Origin of the sequence: Micrococcus sp. SL257 (genome assembly GCF_026625585.1) — a bacterium.
GTDB classification, from domain to species: domain Bacteria; phylum Actinomycetota; class Actinomycetes; order Actinomycetales; family Micrococcaceae; genus Micrococcus; species Micrococcus luteus.
The window spans coordinates 1506488-1523256 of the sequence record NZ_CP113053.1 but is presented as its reverse complement, the minus strand read 5'-3'; the positions used below and the strand labels follow the sequence as shown (position 1 = coordinate 1523256).

The 16769-nt window shown below is 74.9% G+C and carries 13 protein-coding genes; 4 read left to right on the top strand and 9 right to left on the bottom strand.

Features of this window, described 5'->3' with window-relative positions:
* Window positions 1–58 precede the first annotated feature (58 nt).
* Complete coding sequence (hrcA, locus tag OVA32_RS07020) at window positions 59–1072, bottom strand: heat-inducible transcriptional repressor HrcA (protein ID WP_036380886.1); 1014 nt, start codon at window positions 1070–1072, stop codon at window positions 59–61.
* A 171-nt stretch (window positions 1073–1243) separates the two neighbouring features.
* Here hrcA and OVA32_RS07015 point away from each other — a divergent pair, with 171 nt between their 5' ends.
* Both OVA32_RS07015 and OVA32_RS07010 read left to right on the top strand, forming a co-directional pair.
* Window positions 1244–2104, top strand: a complete 861-nt coding sequence (locus tag OVA32_RS07015) for a DUF3097 family protein (RefSeq protein ID WP_010078617.1) — start codon at window positions 1244–1246, stop codon at window positions 2102–2104.
* Between the two features lie 94 nt (window positions 2105–2198).
* Window positions 2199–2618, top strand: coding sequence for a DUF4870 domain-containing protein (locus OVA32_RS07010; RefSeq protein ID WP_002854682.1), 420 nt, complete (start codon window positions 2199–2201; stop codon window positions 2616–2618).
* A 15-nt stretch (window positions 2619–2633) separates the two neighbouring features.
* Here the strand turns inward: OVA32_RS07010 and hemW are convergent, their stop codons facing one another.
* Window positions 2634–3914, bottom strand: a complete 1281-nt coding sequence (gene hemW / locus OVA32_RS07005) for a radical SAM family heme chaperone HemW (RefSeq protein ID WP_267713790.1) — start codon at window positions 3912–3914, stop codon at window positions 2634–2636.
* Window positions 3915–5774, bottom strand: coding sequence for a translation elongation factor 4 (gene lepA / locus OVA32_RS07000; RefSeq protein ID WP_036317188.1), 1860 nt, complete (start codon window positions 5772–5774; stop codon window positions 3915–3917). It abuts the gene before it with no gap.
* Window positions 5775–5885: 111 nt separating this feature from the next.
* Here lepA and OVA32_RS06995 point away from each other — a divergent pair, with 111 nt between their 5' ends.
* Entirely contained in the window at window positions 5886–6548 is a 663-nt protein-coding gene (locus OVA32_RS06995; protein ID WP_036317185.1) for a type II toxin-antitoxin system PemK/MazF family toxin, read from the top strand.
* A 195-nt stretch (window positions 6549–6743) separates the two neighbouring features.
* Window positions 6744–7010, top strand: a complete 267-nt coding sequence (gene rpsT / locus OVA32_RS06990; protein ID WP_002854699.1) for a 30S ribosomal protein S20 — start codon at window positions 6744–6746, stop codon at window positions 7008–7010.
* Between the two features lie 101 nt (window positions 7011–7111).
* On the opposite strand, the gene holA is transcribed toward rpsT, so the two are convergent.
* The 6 genes from holA to OVA32_RS06960 form a co-directional block, all read right to left on the bottom strand.
* Window positions 7112–8131, bottom strand: coding sequence for a DNA polymerase III subunit delta (gene holA / locus OVA32_RS06985; RefSeq protein ID WP_036317182.1), 1020 nt, complete (start codon window positions 8129–8131; stop codon window positions 7112–7114).
* Window positions 8132–8141: 10 nt separating this feature from the next.
* Window positions 8142–10709, bottom strand: a complete 2568-nt coding sequence (locus tag OVA32_RS06980) for a ComEC/Rec2 family competence protein (protein WP_063188946.1) — start codon at window positions 10707–10709, stop codon at window positions 8142–8144.
* Between the two features lie 29 nt (window positions 10710–10738).
* Window positions 10739–11596 carry a ComEA family DNA-binding protein gene (locus tag OVA32_RS06975; RefSeq protein ID WP_041103721.1) on the bottom strand — a complete coding sequence of 286 codons (858 nt, stop codon included), beginning with the start codon at window positions 11594–11596 and terminating at the stop codon, window positions 10739–10741.
* Between the two features lie 129 nt (window positions 11597–11725).
* The gene (locus tag OVA32_RS06970; protein ID WP_041103719.1) at window positions 11726–12700 is read right to left on the bottom strand and encodes a DegV family protein; all 975 of its coding nucleotides are present in this window, start codon (window positions 12698–12700) and stop codon (window positions 11726–11728) included.
* Window positions 12701–12746: 46 nt separating this feature from the next.
* Entirely contained in the window at window positions 12747–15254 is a 2508-nt protein-coding gene (gene leuS / locus OVA32_RS06965) for a leucine--tRNA ligase (protein WP_041103717.1), read from the bottom strand.
* Between the two features lie 157 nt (window positions 15255–15411).
* Window positions 15412–16737 (bottom strand): membrane protein, encoded by a 1326-nt coding sequence (locus OVA32_RS06960; RefSeq protein ID WP_041103715.1) that lies wholly within the window; start codon window positions 16735–16737, stop codon window positions 15412–15414.
* Between the last annotated feature and the right edge of the window lie 32 nt (window positions 16738–16769).

Below are 16769 nucleotides of genomic sequence, written 5' to 3'. Positions count from 1 at the left end.
GGGAGAGCGGGACGTGGGGCGATGCGGGACGGGGCCCGCCAGGACGCGCGGAGGCGCGTCAGGTGGTCAGGATGCGGGAGAGATAGCGGGCGATCGCCCGGACGGCGGCCATGGTGCCCGGATAGTCCATCCGGGTCGGGCCGATGACACCGACCTTCGCCACGGCGCCGGGGCCGTAGGCGGCCGCGACCACCGAGGTGTCCGCGAGCGATCCGGCGTTCTCGGAGCCGATCCGCACGGACACCCCGTGGGCGTCCTGCTCCATCTCCGTGAGCAGGCGCAGCAGCACCACCTGCTCCTCGAGCGCCTCCAGGATCGGCCCGATGGACGCGCCGAAGTCCCCCGGGGAGCGGGCCAGGTTGGCGGTGCCGGCCAGGACGATGCGGTCCTGCCGGCCGGCCTCGAGCAGGTCGTGGACGGCCGCGGCCACGAGGGCGGCGGACTGCCGGTGCTCCGGGCGGACCCGGGTGACGACGTCGTCCACCACGGTGGCCGCCTGCACCGGACCGAGCCCCAGCAGGGCGTCCAGCAGGAGGCCGCGGAGCACGGACAGCTCCGCCTCCTCGACCGGACGGTCCAGCACGGCGTGCCGCTGGTCCACCCGCCCCGTGGACAGGATGAGGACCACGAGCACGCGCGTGGGCGCGAGGGAGACCAGTTCGAGGTGGCGGATCGTGGAGCCGTCCTCGTGGGGGAACTGCGCGACGGCGACCTGCTGGGTCAGCTGGGCCAGGAGGCGCACCGTGGACTCCATCATGTGCTCGGTGTCCGTCTCCGGATCCAGCAGGGTCCGCACGGCCCGGCGCTCGGCCGGGGACAGCGGTTTCACCTCGGAGAGGCGGTCGACGAACACGCGGTAGCCCTTGTCCGTGGGGACGCGCCCGGCGGAGGTGTGCGGGGCCACGATGAGGCCCTCCTCCTCGAGCGCCGCCATGTCGTTGCGCACGGTCGCGGAGGACACGCCCAGGGCGTGCCGTTCCACGAGCGCCTTGGAGCCCACGGGCTCGCGCAGCGCCACGTAGTCCTCCACGATCGCCTGGAGCACCTGCAGGCGGCGGGGCTGCTCCGACATCTCGGTCCTCCTCTGGTCCGTCGGGATCCGGGGCGACCCCGGAGGTGCCCCTGGCTGGCACTCCGGCGGGTCAAGTGCCAATGCTACCGTCCGACCCGGGGGGACGACCCGACCGGCCCGCACGGCTTCGCTCACGGTGATCGCCCGCCCCCGTTGCTACCGTGCTCTCCCATGGACTGGAGCAGCTGGGGCCCCGCGGGCCACGACGACCTGACGCGCCGCCCCGCCCGGACCGTCCCCGATGTGCCCGCCACCCCCGGCACGGTGGTCGAGGACGTGGCCTCCGGCTTCACCGGGGCCGTGATCGGCATCGAGCGCTCCGGCGGCGTGCACGTGGTGGTCCTGGAGGACCGCCGCGGCGTGCGCCGCGGCTTCCCCCTCGGCGGCGGCTTCTGGATCGACGGCGAGCCCGTGACCCTGGTCCCCCCGACCGCCGCGGCCCCGGCGGCGCCGGCCCGCACCGCCTCCGGCTCGCGACGGGTCGAGGGGGCGCGGGCCCGCACCGCCCGCGCCTCTCGCATCTGGGTGGAGGGCGTGCACGACGCCGAGCTGGTGGAGAAGGTGTGGGGCGAGGACCTGCGCCTCGAGGGCATCGTCGTGGAGCCCCTGCACGGCGTGGACGACCTCGCCGGGGCGATCCGTGCGTTCGCCCCCGGTCCGCGGCGCCGGCTCGGGATCCTCGTGGACCACCTCGTCACCGGGTCCAAGGAGGAGCGCCTCGCGGCCGAGGCCATGCGCGTGCCGGGGGCCGCGGGCAACGTGCTCATCCTCGGTCACCCCTACGTGGACGTCTGGCAAGTCATCAAGCCCTCCGTCCTCGGCATCCCCGCGTGGCCCGTCGTGCCGAAGGGGCAGGACTGGAAGACGGGGATCCTGCGGGGACTGGGCTGGCCGCACGGGAGCAAGGAGGCCACGGGGCTGGGGTGGAAGCGGCTGCTCTCCCACGTCACCACGTACGCGGACCTCGAGCCGTCCCTGCTGGGCCGCGTGGAGGAGCTCATCGACTTCCTCACCGCCGCACCCGAGCACTGATCTCGGCGCGGCCCCCGCCCGCCCGCGCTATGCTGGCCCATGCCGTGCGCCCGGTCCCCGGCGCGCGGGTCCCGCGATCCAGGAGGAGCCCCTCGTGAACACCCGCGCGCAGCCCGACGCCGGCCGCACCGGCCACGGCCCGCCCGCCTGGCTCGTCTCGGCCGGCGGCCGCGGCGCCCCGCTCACGGCGAAGCAGGACCGTGACCGCGCGGCGCTGGCCCACCTCAGTCTGGCGTTCGGCGTGCTCGGCCCGCTGGTCGTGTGGCTGCTCTACCGCGACCGCGGCCCGTTCACCTCGCAGGAGTCGCGCGAGGCCCTGAACTTCTCCGGGCCGCCCACGCTCATCACGCTCCTGTTCTTCTTCCTATCCCTGCTGCCGGTGGTCGGCCCGATCTTCGCGATCCTCGGCGCGCTCACGTGGGCCGCCATGGCGGTCTACGGCGTGATGGGCGCCTCGCACGTGTCCAAGGGCCGTCCGTTCCGGTACCCGTTCAACCTGCGCATCCTGCGCTGACCCGGGGCCGGCCGGTCAGAAGCCGGCCAGCGCCCGGACGATCGCGTCGTTGCGCAGCCGCCCCTCGAGCGTGGGGACGATGCGCCCGTCGACGGCGGCGCGCCCGTCCAGCAGGCCCGCGGCGATGAGTTCGGCGATCGCCCCGCGGATCCGCGCGGCCTCCCCCGACGTCTCCGAGACGAGCTCCGCGGTCGGGAGCCCGTCCACCGTGCGCACCGCGAGCATGATGCGCTCGAGGCGCCGCGCGTCGGCGTCGGGCCGCTCGCGGCCCACGGCGGGGGTGACCCCTGTGGCCAGCCGCTGCGCGTAGGCGGCGGGGTGCTTGGCGTTCCAGAACCGGACCCCGGCGAGGTGCGAGTGCGCGCCCGGGCCGATCCCCCACCAGTCCTGGTCCTCCCAGTACGCCACGTTGTGCCGCGCGCGGTGGACCCCGGACCCCCGCGGATCCCGCGCCCAGTTGGACACCTCGTACCAGCGGTAGCCGGCGGCGCTGAGCAGCTCCTCGGCGAGCAGGTACTTGTCCGCCTGGTCGTCGGGGTCCACGTCCGCCACCTCGCCGCGGGCCACCTGGGCCCCGAGCTTGGTGCCCTCCTCCACGATCAGCGAGTACGCGCTCACGTGGTCCGGGGCCAGGACGACTGCGGCCTCGAGCGTGGCCCGCCAGTCGGCGAGGGACTCCCCCGCGGTCCCGTAGATCAGGTCCAGGGACACCTCCAGGCCGGCCTCGCGGGCCGCGGCGACGGCGGCGGGGACGGACTCGGGCCGATGGGTGCGCTCGAGCGTGGCGAGCACGTGCGGCATCGCGGACTGCATGCCCAGGGAGAGGCGGGTGAAGCCGCCGGCCGCGAGCTGGCGGGCGTACTCCGGGGTGATCGTGTCCGGGTTGGCCTCGGTGGTCACCTCCGCGCCGGGCGCGATCCCGAACCGGTCCACCGCCGCCTGGAGGATGCGCACGAGGTCCGCGGCCGGCAGGAGCGTGGGCGTGCCGCCGCCGAAGAACACCGTGTGCAGCGGGCGGGCGGGCACGTCCGAGGACGCGAGCACGTCCGCGGCGAAGTCCAGCTCCGCGACCGCCGACTCCCAGTAGTCGCCGCGACCCGCGCCGGGGCCAAAGTCGACGGCCGTGTACGTGTTGAAGTCGCAGTAGCCGCAGCGCACCGTGCAGAACGGCACGTGGACGTACAGGCTGAAGGTGCGCGCCGCGCCGTCGCGGGCGGCCGCGCGCACCCGCTGCCCGACGTCGGCCGGCAGCCGGCCGTCGTCGGGGACGGGCTCGCCGAGGGGCAGGGCGGGCACTTACTTCTTCGCGGCCTGGTCGGCGCCGGCGCCGTCCGAGGATAGGGCGGCGATGAAGGCCTCCTGCGGGACCTCGACCCGGCCGACCATCTTCATGCGCTTCTTGCCCTCCTTCTGCTTCTCGAGCAGCTTGCGCTTGCGGGAGATGTCTCCGCCGTAGCACTTGGAGAGCACGTCCTTGCGGATCGCGCGGATGTTCTCGCGGGCGATGATGCGCGAGCCGATGGCGGCCTGGATCGGCACCTCGTACTGCTGGCGCGGGATCAGCTCCTTGAGCTTGCCCGTCATCATCACGCCGTACGCGTAGGCGTTGTCCCTGTGGGTGATGGAGGAGAACGCGTCCACCTGTTCGCCCTGGAGCAGGATGTCCACCTTGACGAGGTCGGCGACCTGGTCGCCGTCGGCCTTCCAGTCCAGCGAGGCGTACCCCTTGGTGCGGGACTTGAGCTGGTCGAAGAAGTCGAACACGATCTCGGCCAGGGGGATCCAGTAGCGGATCTCCACGCGTTCCTCGGAGAGGTAGTCCATGCCCTTGAGGTTGCCGCGCTTGGCCTGGCACAGCTCCATGACGGCGCCGATGAACTCCGCCGGCACGATGATCGTGGCCGAGGCCATGGGCTCGCGCACCTCGAGGATCTTGCCCTCGGGGAACTCGGAGGGGTTGGTCACGGTGACGACCTCACGGTCCTCCCGGGTGACCTCGTAGACCACGTTGGGCGCGGTGGAGATGAGATCGAGGTCGAACTCGCGCTCGAGGCGCTCGCGCACGATCTCCAGATGCAGCAGACCGAGGAAGCCGACGCGGAAGCCGAAGCCCAGCGCGACCGAGGTCTCCGGCTCGTAGACGAGCGCGGCGTCGTTGAGCTTGAGCTTGTCCAGGGCGTCACGCAGCACGGGATAGTCCGAGCCGTCGATGGGATACAGGCCCGAGAACACCATGGGCTTGGGGTCCTCGTAGCCACCCAGGGACTGCTCCGCCGGGTGGGCGTGGTTGGTGACCGTGTCGCCCACCTTGGACTGACGCACGTCCTTCACGCCGGTGATGAGGTAGCCCACCTCGCCCGCGGCCAGACCGTTCGTGGGCACGGGCTCCGGGGAGGAGACGCCGATCTCGAGGAGCTCGTAGGTGGTGCCCGTGGACATCATGCGGACCTTCTCCCGCGGGGAGAGCCGGCCGTCCACGACGCGCACGTACGTGACGACGCCCCGGTAGGTGTCGTACACGGAGTCGAAGATCATCGCGCGGGCCGGGGCGTCCGCGTCCCCCTCCGGGCCGGGGATGGCGCGGACCACGCGGTCCAGCAGGTCCTCGACGCCGACGCCCGTCTTGCCGGAGACGCGCAGCACGTCCTCGGGCTCGCAGCCGATCAGGGAGGCCAGCTCGGCCGCGTAGCGGTCCGGATCCGCGGCGGGCAGGTCGATCTTGTTGAGCACGGGGATGATCTCCAGCTCGTGCTCCATGGCGAGGTAGAGGTTCGCCAGGGTCTGGGCCTCGATGCCCTGGGCGGCGTCCACCAGCAGGATCGCGCCCTCGCATGCGGCCAGCGAGCGGGAGACCTCATAGGTGAAGTCCACGTGCCCGGGGGTGTCGATCATGTTCAGGGCGTAGTCCACCCCGTCCACGGACCAGGGCATGCGCACGGCCTGGGACTTGATGGTGATGCCGCGCTCACGCTCGATGTCCATGCGGTCCAGGTACTGGGCCTTCATGTCGCGAGGCTGCACGACGCCGGTGGCCTGCAGCATGCGGTCCGCCAGCGTGGACTTGCCGTGGTCGATGTGGGCGATGATGCAGAAGTTGCGGATCACCGAGGGGTCGGTGGCAGCGGGCACCGGGGGGTTCGACGCCAGGGGCGACACGGGCACTTCCTCTACGGGTGACGGGGACGGGACTCTGACCGCCTAGTCTCTCATGTCCCGCCGCCGACCCGACCCGGACGCCGGGCCCGCGCGTCCACTAGATTCACGCCCATGGCCTTCGACCTGCATCGCGCCCTGTCCCTCGGCCGCCGGACGGCACGCCTGATCGGCGCCCTCCGCGACGACGCCCGGCCGCGTCGAGCCGCCTCTGAGGCCGGTCGACGGGCCGGCGAACGGAGCGGCCCGTCGCCCTTCCCGGGCCCGCCCGGGCCTCCCGGGCCCGCGTGGGACCCCACGGAGCCCACCGACTCGTGGCCGATGCCCGGGCCCGGGCAGGAGCGCCGGCCCCGGCGACAGGACACCGACCGCCACGTGTCCCTGCCGGACTTCACCGGGACCGTCCGCGTCGAATACGCGCCCGCGCCCGGGCCGACGGCCGGGCCGGGCGAGGTCGTGTGGACCTGGGTGCCGTACGAGGAGATGGACGGCCGGGGCAAGGACCGCCCCGTGCTCCTGATCGGCCGGGACGGGGCGCTCCTGCTCGGGCTCATGCTGACCAGCCGGGACCGGAACAACGCGCTGACCCGCGACGAGGACTACGTGGACGTGGGCGCAGGCGCCTGGGACCGGTCCGGCCGCGCCTCGGAGGTGAAGCTGGACCGGGTGGTCCGCGTGGATCCGGCCGCGGTGCGCCGGGAGGGCGGCGTCCTGGACCGGGCGGCCTTCGACCGGGTCACGGCCGCGCTGGCCCGCGCCCGGAGGCGGGTGCGCTGAGTCGGCCGCGCGGATCGCGGGGTCTGGGTGGTAGGATCGTCCGCATTGTGTCCGCCGGTCGACGGGCACCCCCGGAACGGGTCATCATCGGTGTTCCCCACGCCGCTCAGTCCACGGATCCGGGCACCCTCCACGACCCCCTGTTCATGCGGCGCCCGGACCCTCGTCCGCGCCGCCGACGACGAAGGACCCGATTTGGCTAACATCAAGTCCCAGAAGAAGCGCATCCTCACCAACGAGAAGGCGCGCCAGCGCAACGTCGCGGTGAAGTCCGAGCTGAAGACCGCCATCCGCGCCGTGGACAAGGCCGTCGCCGCCGGCGAGGCCGAGGCCGCCGCCGCCGCCCTGCGCACCGCCTCCCGCAAGCTGGACAAGGCCGCCTCGAAGGGCGTCATCCACAAGAACCAGGCCGCGAACCGCAAGTCCGGCATCGCCGCCCGCGTGAAGGCCCTCCTCGGCTAATCCACGCCCCCGGCTGTGACCGCGGCCCCCGCCCCGAGCGATCGGTGCGGGGGCCGTTTCGTGTCCGGGCTGCCCCCGTGGGGTGCCGTCCGGCGGCGCCGTCAGCGGCTGACGGCGGTGGCCACGCGGATGACCGCGCGCTCGACGGCGAACTCCGGGTTGCGGGAGGCGCCCTTGGCCTCGGCGTCGGCCTGGGCGATCCACTCCACGGCCTGCGCGATGCCGGCCGCCGTCCAGTGCCGCGCCGCCTGCTGGATGTAGCGCACCTGGAACGGGGCCACCCCGAGCAGGGACGGCAGCTCGGCGGCGGGCCGGCGGGCGTCGATCATCCGCGCCACCTGCCGCGCCTTGAGCGCGAGCGCCGCGGTGATCATCACCGGGTGGACGCCGGTGGCCATCGCGTGCCGCACGAGGGACACGGCCCTCGCCGCCTGCCCCTCGAGCGCCGCATCGGCCACCGCGAAGCTCGTGGCCTCCACGCGGCCGCTGTAGTAGGTGTCCACGGTCTCGACGGTGACGACGCCCTCGGTGTCGTCGACGAGCTGGGCGCACGCGGCCGCGAGCTCCGTGAGCGAGGCGCCGGTGGCGCGGATGAGCGCGCGGGCCGCCTCCTCGTCGATGCGCCGACGCCGGTCGCGGAACTCGGCCTGCACGAAGGCCAGCCGCTCCTCGTCCTTCTTCAGCGGCACGCACTCGACCACCGTGCCGGCCTGGGCGACGGCGTCCAGCAGCTTCTTGCCGCGGTTGCCGCCGGTGTGGCGCAGCACGAGCGTGACGTCGTCCGCGCCGGGGCCCTGCTGGACGAGGCGCAGGGCGTCCTCGAGGAACGCGTCGTTCATGGCCTCGAGGCCCTCGACCGTGATGAGGGTGGGCTCGGCGAAGAGGGACGGGCTGGCCGCGGTGGCCAGCTGGCCGGGCTGGTACTCCCCCGCGCGGAGCCGGTGGATCTCCAGCTGGCCGTGGCGCTCGCGCAGAGCCTGGGTCACGCGGTCCGTCACCCAGCGGGCGGCATGGTCCTCGGGTCCCTTGAGGAGCATGAGCGGGGCGGGCTCGGCTCGCCGCCAGGCCAGCGGGTCGGTGCGGCCGGCTCGGCCGGAACGGGGGCTGCGGGCGGCGGACATGCGTCCCATCCTAGGGTCCGGTGCGGACGCTCGAGGGCGGGCGGACGGTGTGAGCCGTGATCTCGGGCGCGCCGTCGGGGTCGGGGCCGTCCGCGGCCGTGAGGGCCAGCGTGCCGTGCAGGTCGGTGCGGGCCACCGGCCCGAGGCGGCCGAGCGCGTCCACCGTGGCCCGGTGGGGGTGTCCGTACGGGTTGTCGGCGCCCACGGAGACCATGTGCAGGCGGGCGCCGACCGCGCGCGGCACGGCCGTCCCACCGTTGCGGGCCCCGTGGTGGGCGACCTTGAGCACGTCCACGCGCGGCGGAGCGGCGGCATCGGACCGGTGCCCCGCGACCCATGCCGCGGAGGCGTCCTCCTCCATGTCGCCGGTGATCAGCGTCGTGACCGGACCGGCCTCGCTCTCGACGGTGACCAGCACCTGGGCGGAGGCGTCGTTCTCCTCGGGGGCCCGCGCGTCGGCGAGCAGCACGTGCCACCGCACCGGCCCGGCCGTGCCCGTCGCGCCGGTGCGGAGCCGTGCCGCGTCGGCGGGCCGGTCGACGCCGTCCGCCTCGCCGCCGCGCCCTCCCCTGCCCTGCGCCGGCGCGTCCCGGGTCGCGTAGTGCACCGCCCCGCGGGAGGCGCGGTCGACCACGCCGGGCAGTCCCCCGGTGTGGTCGGCGTGCAGGTGGGTGAGCAGCACGGCGTCCACCCGGTCGACGTCGAGGTCGTCGAGGCAGCGACGAGCGAGCCCAGGCTCGGGCCCGACATCGACGACGACCCCCGCGCGCGGGCCGGACCGGAACACGGCCATGTCTCCCTGGCCGACGTCGCAGAACGCCACCGCCCAGTCCGGCGGGGCCGCGCCCGAGGCCCGCGGCACGAGGACCGCCCCGACCGCACCCGTGGTGGCCGCGGCCAGCGCGGCGGCGAGCACGACCAGGGCGGGGAGGCGCTCGCGGGTCCGCGGCGCGCTGCGGCCGACACGCCGCACCGGGGCGGCCCGGCGTCGTTCGAGCAGGAGCACGGCGGCGAATCCGAGGAGCGTCGCGGCCACCAGCAGGACGCCCAGCCCGGCGCCGAGGGCTCCGGCCGGCCACGGACGCAGCGCCCCGGGCAGGGAGGCGCTGGTGTGGGCGACCCACCCGATCCAGGCCGCGGGCCACTGGATCACGGCCACGAGGGCGGCGGCGATCCCCGGCGCGGGCAGGGCGAGGGCCGCGGCGAGGGTGCCCAGGACGGTCACGGGCGGCACGGCCGGGGCGGCCAGCAGATTGGCCGGCACCGCGTAGGCCGACACCTCGCCCGTCATGGCCAGGATGATCGGCTGACAGGCCAGGTGGGCGGCCACGGTCACCGCGAGCGACGCCGAGAGCCACCGCGCCACGACGTCGGGCAGCACCCGGCCGAGCCCGGCGTGCAGCGCACGGTCGAGGGGCGCGCCGCCCAGGACGATGCCCGCGGTCGCCGCCAGGGAGAGGTGGAAGGCCGGTTCCACGGCGAGGGCCGGCACCGCGACGAGCAGGGCCGTGCCGCCCACCGTCAGGAGTCCGAACGCCTGCCGCGCGCGGCCGAAGAACACCGCGAGGGCTCCGAGAGCGCCCATCACGGCTGCCCGGAGCACGGACGGCTCCGGTCCCACGACGACCACGAACACCCCGAGGACCGCCAGCCCGGCGCTGAGGACCACCGCCCGGTGCACCCGCGCGCAGCGCAGGGTGATCGCGACCGCGCCGAGGATCATGGCCACGTTGGCCCCGGACACGGCAGACAGGTGCGACAGGCCCGAGGCCTTCATGGCGTCGTCGAGGGCGGGCCCCTGGGCGGAGCGGTCGCCCAGCACCAGCCCCGGGATGAGCTCCGGCGCCGCGCCGACCGTGCCCTCCGCGGACTGACGGAATGCGGCGCGCAGCGCCTCCCGCCGCGGCGGGCCCGGGCCGCCGTCGATGGCCCCGCCCGCCGTCTCCACCCCGCCGGGGCAGGGTCCCGGCTGCGGGGCGGCCGCGGCGGCCAGGAACACGGTGGAGCCGGACCTCGACGGCCGGGCCACGACGCACACCCGCGATCCCGGCCCGCCGCCGGGGGCCGCCGTTCCGTCCGACGGCGCGGCGATCGTCGCGGGCGGTGCTCCCCCGCCCGTGAGTCGGGCCGTCACGGCCGCCTCGGGGGCCCGCGGCGGATGACCGAACGTCTCGACCCGCACGGGCACGCTCCAGCGCGGGCCGAAGGCCGCCTCGCTCAGGGTGGCGGGCCCGTCCAGGGTCAGCTCGAGCCGCAGCGGTGAGCCCGCGTGCACCGCGCCGGTCCAGCCGCTGCCCTCGGCCGCGGCGGCCGGCCCGGCCGAGTGCTGCAGCATCAGGGCCGCGGCCACGCCGGCCAGCGCCGCCGCGGTGGCCACGCCCCGTATCCGACCGGTCGAGCGGGCGGCGCCCAGGACGGCGGCCGCGGCGACGGCCAGCCCGGTGAGGGCCGCCGCCGAGCGGGCCGGGGCGTCCCAGCCGACGCCGAGGATCCCGAGGGTCAGGCAGGCGAGCAGGGCGGGCACCCACCGGGCCTCGAGCGGGCCGGGCACCTCGCGGCGGCGGGCGCGGCGGTCCATGGGATCGCTGGACGGGCCCGGGACCGGGCTCACCACGAGACGTGGTCACGCAGCCGGTCGAGCGTGGCCGGGCCGATGCCGGGCACCGCGTCCAGGTCCGGCAGGCCGGTGAACGGGCCGACCGTCTCGCGGTGGGCGATGATCTTCTCCGCCGTGGCGGGGCCGACGCCGGGCAGGGTCTGCAGCTCCGTGGCGTCAGCGGTGTTCAGGTCCACGGTGCCGCCGGGCTCGGCGCCGCCCGGCTCGCCTCCGGCACCGGCCCCGCCCGTGGTCGGCGTGGGCTGCGCCTGCGCGGCCCCGGCCACCCGGTCCAGGGCGTCCTGCGGCGTGTGGGCGGAGGGGACGAGGACCTGTTGGCCGTCGTCCAACGGGGCCGCGAGGTTGATGCGCTCCGCCCGGGCGTCCCGGGTCGGGCCGCCCGCCGCGCGCACGGCGTCGGCCACCCGGGAGCCCGGCGCGAGGCTGACCACACCCGGCCGGGCGACCTCGCCCACCACGTGCACCCGCAGCGGGCCGGACCCGGCGGGCCCGGGCGCCTCCCCCGACGGCCCCGCCTCGGACGTCCGCGCGTCGGTGCCCGCCGCCGACGGGGCGGCGGAGGGCGCGCCGGTCTGCGGGATGCCTGCCCCGGCCGCGGCCGCCGGGATCGCCGCGGGCGGCGCCGGGGTGGTCAGCCAGGCCACCGCCCACCAGGCCGCGGCGGCGACGAGCAGCACGGTGACGGCCAGCAGGGCCGGCCGCCACCGCAGCACCGGGCCCCGGGGCGGGGTGCGCTCCCACCCGGACGCGGCGTGCGGGCCGGCCGTGTCGACGTCGGGGACGGCCGCGGGCGCGGGGTCCGGGGCGAAGGCGGGCGGATCGTCGCAGAGGCGGTGGCTGGGGCTCATGCGGGCAGTCTGCGTCCCCGCGTCTGAGCCGGGCGCGTCCCGCACCCGGCCTGGGGATCACCACCGCGCTCCAGGGCGGTGTGCAGGAACGGACGCGCCCGTCTCCTCGGCGCTCCCGCACGGGCGGCCTCAGTCCCCCGAGCCCCCCGTGGGCGATTCCAGCGGGCAGATCACCACACCCAGGGCGCCCAGGCCCAGGTGCGCGGCGAGCACGGCGGGCAGCTCGACGACGGGCACGGGGGTGGTGGAGACCGGCTGGAGCCGCTCCGCGAGCTGCACGGCCGTCTCGGGGTCGCCGTACTCGTGCACGGCGATCCGCACCGGGTCCCCGCCGGCCCGCTCGGTCGCGAGCTCCACGAGCCGGTCGACGGCCCGGGCCGCGGACCGCGGGCGGTCGACCAGGCCGATCGCGCCGTCGTCGACGGCCATGACGGGGCGCACCTGCAGCAGCGTGCCCAGCAGCGAGGCCAGCCCGCCGATCCGCCCGCCCCGGCGCAGCTGCTCGAGGCTGGGCACCGTGAACAGCACGTGGCTGGAGTCCACGGTGGCCTCGAGCCGCTCGCGGATGCGGGCCACGGGCATGCCCACCCCCGCGTCCACGGCGGCGTCCACCACGGCCATGCCCAGCGCGAAGCCCACGGTGCGCGAGTCCACCACGGTCACCGGGCGCTCGGCGTCCGCGGCGGCCAGGCGCGCGGCCTCCACGGTGCCGGAGAGCTCGCCGGACAGGTGGACGGAGAGGATGCGTGCGTAGCCGGCGCGGGCCAGCTCGGCGTAGGCCGTCCGGAACGCGCCCGGCGAGGGCCGCGAGGTGCGCACCGGGGTGCCGGCGGCCAGGGCCAGCGGCAGCTCCAGCGCGAGCTCGTCCGTGCCCTCCGTGTGGATCTGCTCGCCCACCATGACGGGCAGCGCCACCTGGCGGATCCCGGCGGCCAGACCGTGTCCGAGGACGGCGCCGGGCAGGGCCGCGGCCGAGTCCGTGACGACGGCCGTGCGGTCCCGGCGGGGCGGGCGCAGCCCGTAGCGTGCCCGCCCGGCCAGCTGGGAGCGGCGGGAGCGCAGGCGGACGAGCGCGTCGTCGCGCCACTGCTCGATGCTCGCCACGGCCTGCCTCCTCTCCCCCGGCCTGGTCGGGGCCGGTCTCACGCGGTCAGCGGATCACCAGGTTCACGAGCTTGGGCTCGCGCACGATCACCTTGACGATCTCGGCGTCCCCGATGAAGTTCCGCACCTTCTGCGACGCGCGGGCGCGCGCCTCGAGGTCCTCGGCGGTGATGTCCGCGGGCACCTCGAGGGTGTCGCGGACCTTGCCCTTGACCTGGACGACGGCCGTGACGGTGTCCTCGACCAGCAGCGCCTCGTCCACCGCGGGCCAGCCGGCGCGGACCACGGAGGGCTCGTGGCCCAGGAGGACCCACATGTCCTCGGCCGTGTACGGCGCCACGAGGGAGAGCAGCACGGCCACGGCCTCGGCGGCCTCGCGGACGGCGGGGTCGGCCGCGCCGGCGCCGGCGTCGATCTCCTTGCGGGCCGCGTTGACCAGCTCCATCGTCTTGGCGACGACCACGTTGAACTTGCCGTCGTCCAGCAGCTGCTGGGCCTCGTGCACGGTCCGGTGCGTCACCCGGCGCAGGGCCACGGCCCCGCCCGCCGGGTCCGTGCCGGCCGGGGTGCCCGTCGCGCGGACGTCGCGGGCCAGGCGCCACGCGCGGGCCAGGAACTTGCCGGCCGCCCCCGGGGCGACGTCGGCCCAGTCCACGTCGTCCTCGGGCGGCGAGGCGAACACCATGGTCAGGCGCACGGCGTCGACGCCGAACTGGTCCAGCTGGTCGCCCAGGTCCACGCCGTTGCCCAGCGACTTGGACATGGCCTTGCCGTCGTTGAGCACCTGGCCCTGGTTGAGCAGGGCGCGGAACGGCTCGGTGAAGGGCACCAGGCCGAGGTCGTGCAGGGCCTTGGTGAAGAAGCGGGCGTACAGCAGGTGCAGGATCGCGTGCTCCACGCCGCCCACGTACTGGTCCACGGGCAGCCAGCGGCGCAGGGCCTCGGGGTCGAAGACGCGGGCGTCGTCGTCCGGGGACGCGTAGCGGAGCATGTACCAGGACGAGTCCACGAACGTGTCCATGGTGTCGGTGTCCCGTCGCGCGGGGCCGCCGCACTGCGGGCAGTCCACCTCGACCCACGACGTCGCCGCGGCCAGGGGCGACTGGCCCTTGGGGGCGAGCTGCTCGCCCTTGAGGTCGGTCGGCAGGGTGACCGGCAGCTGGTCCTCCGGCACGAGGACCTCGCCGCAGTCCGGGCAGTGGACCACGGGGATCGGGGTGCCCCAGAAGCGCTGACGGGAGAGCAGCCAGTCGCGCAGGCGGTACGTGGTGGTGCCTCGGCCGGTGCCGCGCTCCTGCACGATCTCGATGGCCCGCGCGATGGCGGCGGTCTTGTCCAGGCCGTCGAGCTCCCCGGAGTTCACCAGGATGCCCTCGCCGGTCGTCGCGACGCCGGAGACGGCCGGGTCCTCCTCGCCGGTGTCCAGCACGGTGCGCACGGGCAGGCCCATGGCGCGGGCGAAGTCGAGGTCCCGCTGGTCGTGGGCCGGCACGGCCATGATGGCGCCCGTGCCGTAGTCGGCCAGCACGTAGTCCGAGGCCCAGATCGGCAGGCGCTCACCGGTCAGCGGGTTCAGGGCGTGGCGGCCCAGGAACACGCCGCTCTTCGGGCGGTCCGTGGCCTGGCGGTCGATGTCCGAGACCTTCTTCAGGTCCTCGCGGTACGCCTCGAGTTCGGCCCGCACGTCGTCGCCGGCGAGCTCGGCGGCCAGCGGGGCGTCGGCGGCGACCACCATGAAGGTCGCGCCGTACAGCGTGTCCGGCCGGGTGGTGAAGACCGTGACGACGGGGCCGTCCTCGACCTGGAAGTCGACGTGGGCGCCCTCGGAGCGGCCGATCCAGTTGCGCTGCATGGCGAGCACGCGCTCGGGCCAGTGGCCGGTGAGCTGGTCCATGTCGTCCAGCAGCGCGTCCGCGTACTCGGTGATGCGGAAGTACCACTGGTTCAGGGTCCGCTTGGTGACCTCGGTGCCGCAGCGCTCGCAGCGGCCGTCCACGACCTGCTCGTTGGCGAGCACCGTCTGGTCCTGGGGGCACCAGTTGACCGGGGAGTCCTTCCGGTACGCCAGGCCCCTGCGGTACAGCTGCTGGAACAGCCACTGGGTCCACCGGTAGTACTCGGGGTCCGAGGTGTGCAGCTCACGGGACCAGTCCACGGCGATGCCGTACCGCTGGAAGGAGCGCTTCTGCGTCTCGATGTTCGCGTAGGTCCACTCGGCCGGGTGGGCGTCGCGCTTGATGGCGGCGTTCTCGGCCGGCAGGCCGAAGGAGTCCCAGCCGATGGGATGCAGCACGTCGAAGCCGCGCTGCATCCAGTGGCGCGCGACGACGTCGCCCATCGCGAACGCCTCGGCGTGCCCCATGTGCAGGTCGCCCGACGGGTACGGGAACATGTCGACCACGGTGCGGGTCTCGGAGCCGTCCTCGCGCGGGGCGAACGTCCCGGCCTGCTCCCAGTACCCGGCCCAGCGGGCCTCCACGTCACGGAACGAGTACTCCGCGTCGGCGGGGATGCTGGGGGTGGCCGGCACGGCGCTGTCGGGGGTCTGGCTCACGGCGGTTCGAGTCCTCACGCAGTCGGGATGGGGCGCCGGCCCTCGGGCGGCGCGGACGGGGCCGGCGGCACGGCCGGCCACCCCATCCTACGGCGACGGCGCCCCGGCCCGGCCGCAGGGCCGCTCCGAGACGCCGTGCCCGGCCGGGCACGCGGTTTCAGGCGGAGTGGCTGCCGCCTGCCGGACGCTCGGGCCCGGCGTCGGGACCGGGGCGCACCTCGTCGGAGGTGACCACGTCGTCCTCCTCCAGCACCTGGGCGACCTCGTCCTCGAGGGCCTCCGTCACCGCGCCCGGGGCCGCCACGGAGTCCCCGACCGCCTCCTGCAGCTGCACGGCGTGCTGGGCCGTGAAGGTCTTCTCCGGATGCTCACGCAGGCGGAGCAGCGCGAGCAGGCGCAGACGCAGCCCCGACTCGGCGGAGATCTGCCGGCGGTGGGTGAGCCACCAGACGAGGAGCACGAGCGCGAGCACGATCCCCAGGTGGCCCAGCGCCGGGTAGACGACGTTCATCAGGTCGCCGAAGCCGACGAAGCTCACCGCGAAGGCCAGCAGCGTGACGCCGGCGAACACGGGCCGGTAGCGGCCCGGGCGGTCGGCCGTGAGGCGGCGTCCCAGCGCGTAGAACATGCCGATCGCGGTGTTGAAGATCATCAGGTAGATCACCACGACCATCGCCCAGCCCAGCCAGGGCGCGATCGAGGCGAACAGCCGCAGCATGGGGACGTCGGCGCGGCCGATGTCGGCGTAGCCGAGGTAGAGCAGCGTGGAGGCCATCAGGAGCAGGGCGGTGTACATCAGGCCACCGGTGAGGCCGCCGAGGAACGCCTCCCGGGGGTGGGTGATGGACCCGCCGATCACGAGGCACATGGACACGGCCATCACGACGACGAGGCCGAAGTAGTTGACCGAGGACAGCCACCACGGGTCCACCGGCGTGGTGGCCTGGACGGCGAGGGACTCGTGGGCGGTGAAGCCGCCGTCGCGGGCGACCAGGACGTGGACGAACCCGGCCACGACCGCGACGATCACCAGGGGCGTGATCAGGGAGATGATCGCGGAGACCTTCTCCACGTCCAGCATGCCCGTCACGACCACGAGCAGGGTCATCAGGGTGGAGCCCGCCCACGTCGGCCAGCCGAACTGCTGGGCGAGCGTCGAGCCCGCCCCGGCGAGCATGACGACGCCGATCGCGAAGAGCGTCACCGTCACCACGACGTCCAGGATCCGGGCCATCACAGGGTGCGAGACGCTGCGGAAGACGACCTTGTGGTCGGCCGCGAGGAACACGCTGCCCAGCTGGAGGATGACGGCGCCGCCGGCGGTGACGAGCAGGCCGGCCAGTCCCGCGCCCACGATGCCGATCCAGCCGAAGCCCACGAAGTACTGGATGACTTCGGCGCCGGTGGCGAAGCCAGCGCCGACGAGCAGGCCGACGAAGGCGAGGGCGATCTTCAGGGATCTGAGGGCGACGGGGTGCTGCACGCATGGGCCTTTCGTGGGGGACGGGGTGCGCC

Bases quoted from the DNA above. Each gene is read 5' to 3' on its own strand.
- OVA32_RS06975 (WP_041103721.1), bottom strand. From the start codon at position 11,596: ATGAGCCCCAGCCACCGCCTCTGCGACGATCCGCCCGCCTTCGCCCCG.
- OVA32_RS06980 (WP_063188946.1), bottom strand. From the start codon at position 10,709: ATGGACCGCCGCGCCCGCCGCCGCGAGGTGCCCGGCCCGCTCGAGGCC.
- OVA32_RS06995 (WP_036317185.1), top strand. From the start codon at position 5,886: ATGGCCTTCGACCTGCATCGCGCCCTGTCCCTCGGCCGCCGGACGGCA.
- hrcA (WP_036380886.1), bottom strand. From the start codon at position 1,072: ATGTCGGAGCAGCCCCGCCGCCTGCAGGTGCTCCAGGCGATCGTGGAG.
- OVA32_RS07015 (WP_010078617.1), top strand. From the start codon at position 1,244: ATGGACTGGAGCAGCTGGGGCCCCGCGGGCCACGACGACCTGACGCGC.
- holA (WP_036317182.1), bottom strand. From the start codon at position 8,131: ATGTCCGCCGCCCGCAGCCCCCGTTCCGGCCGAGCCGGCCGCACCGAC.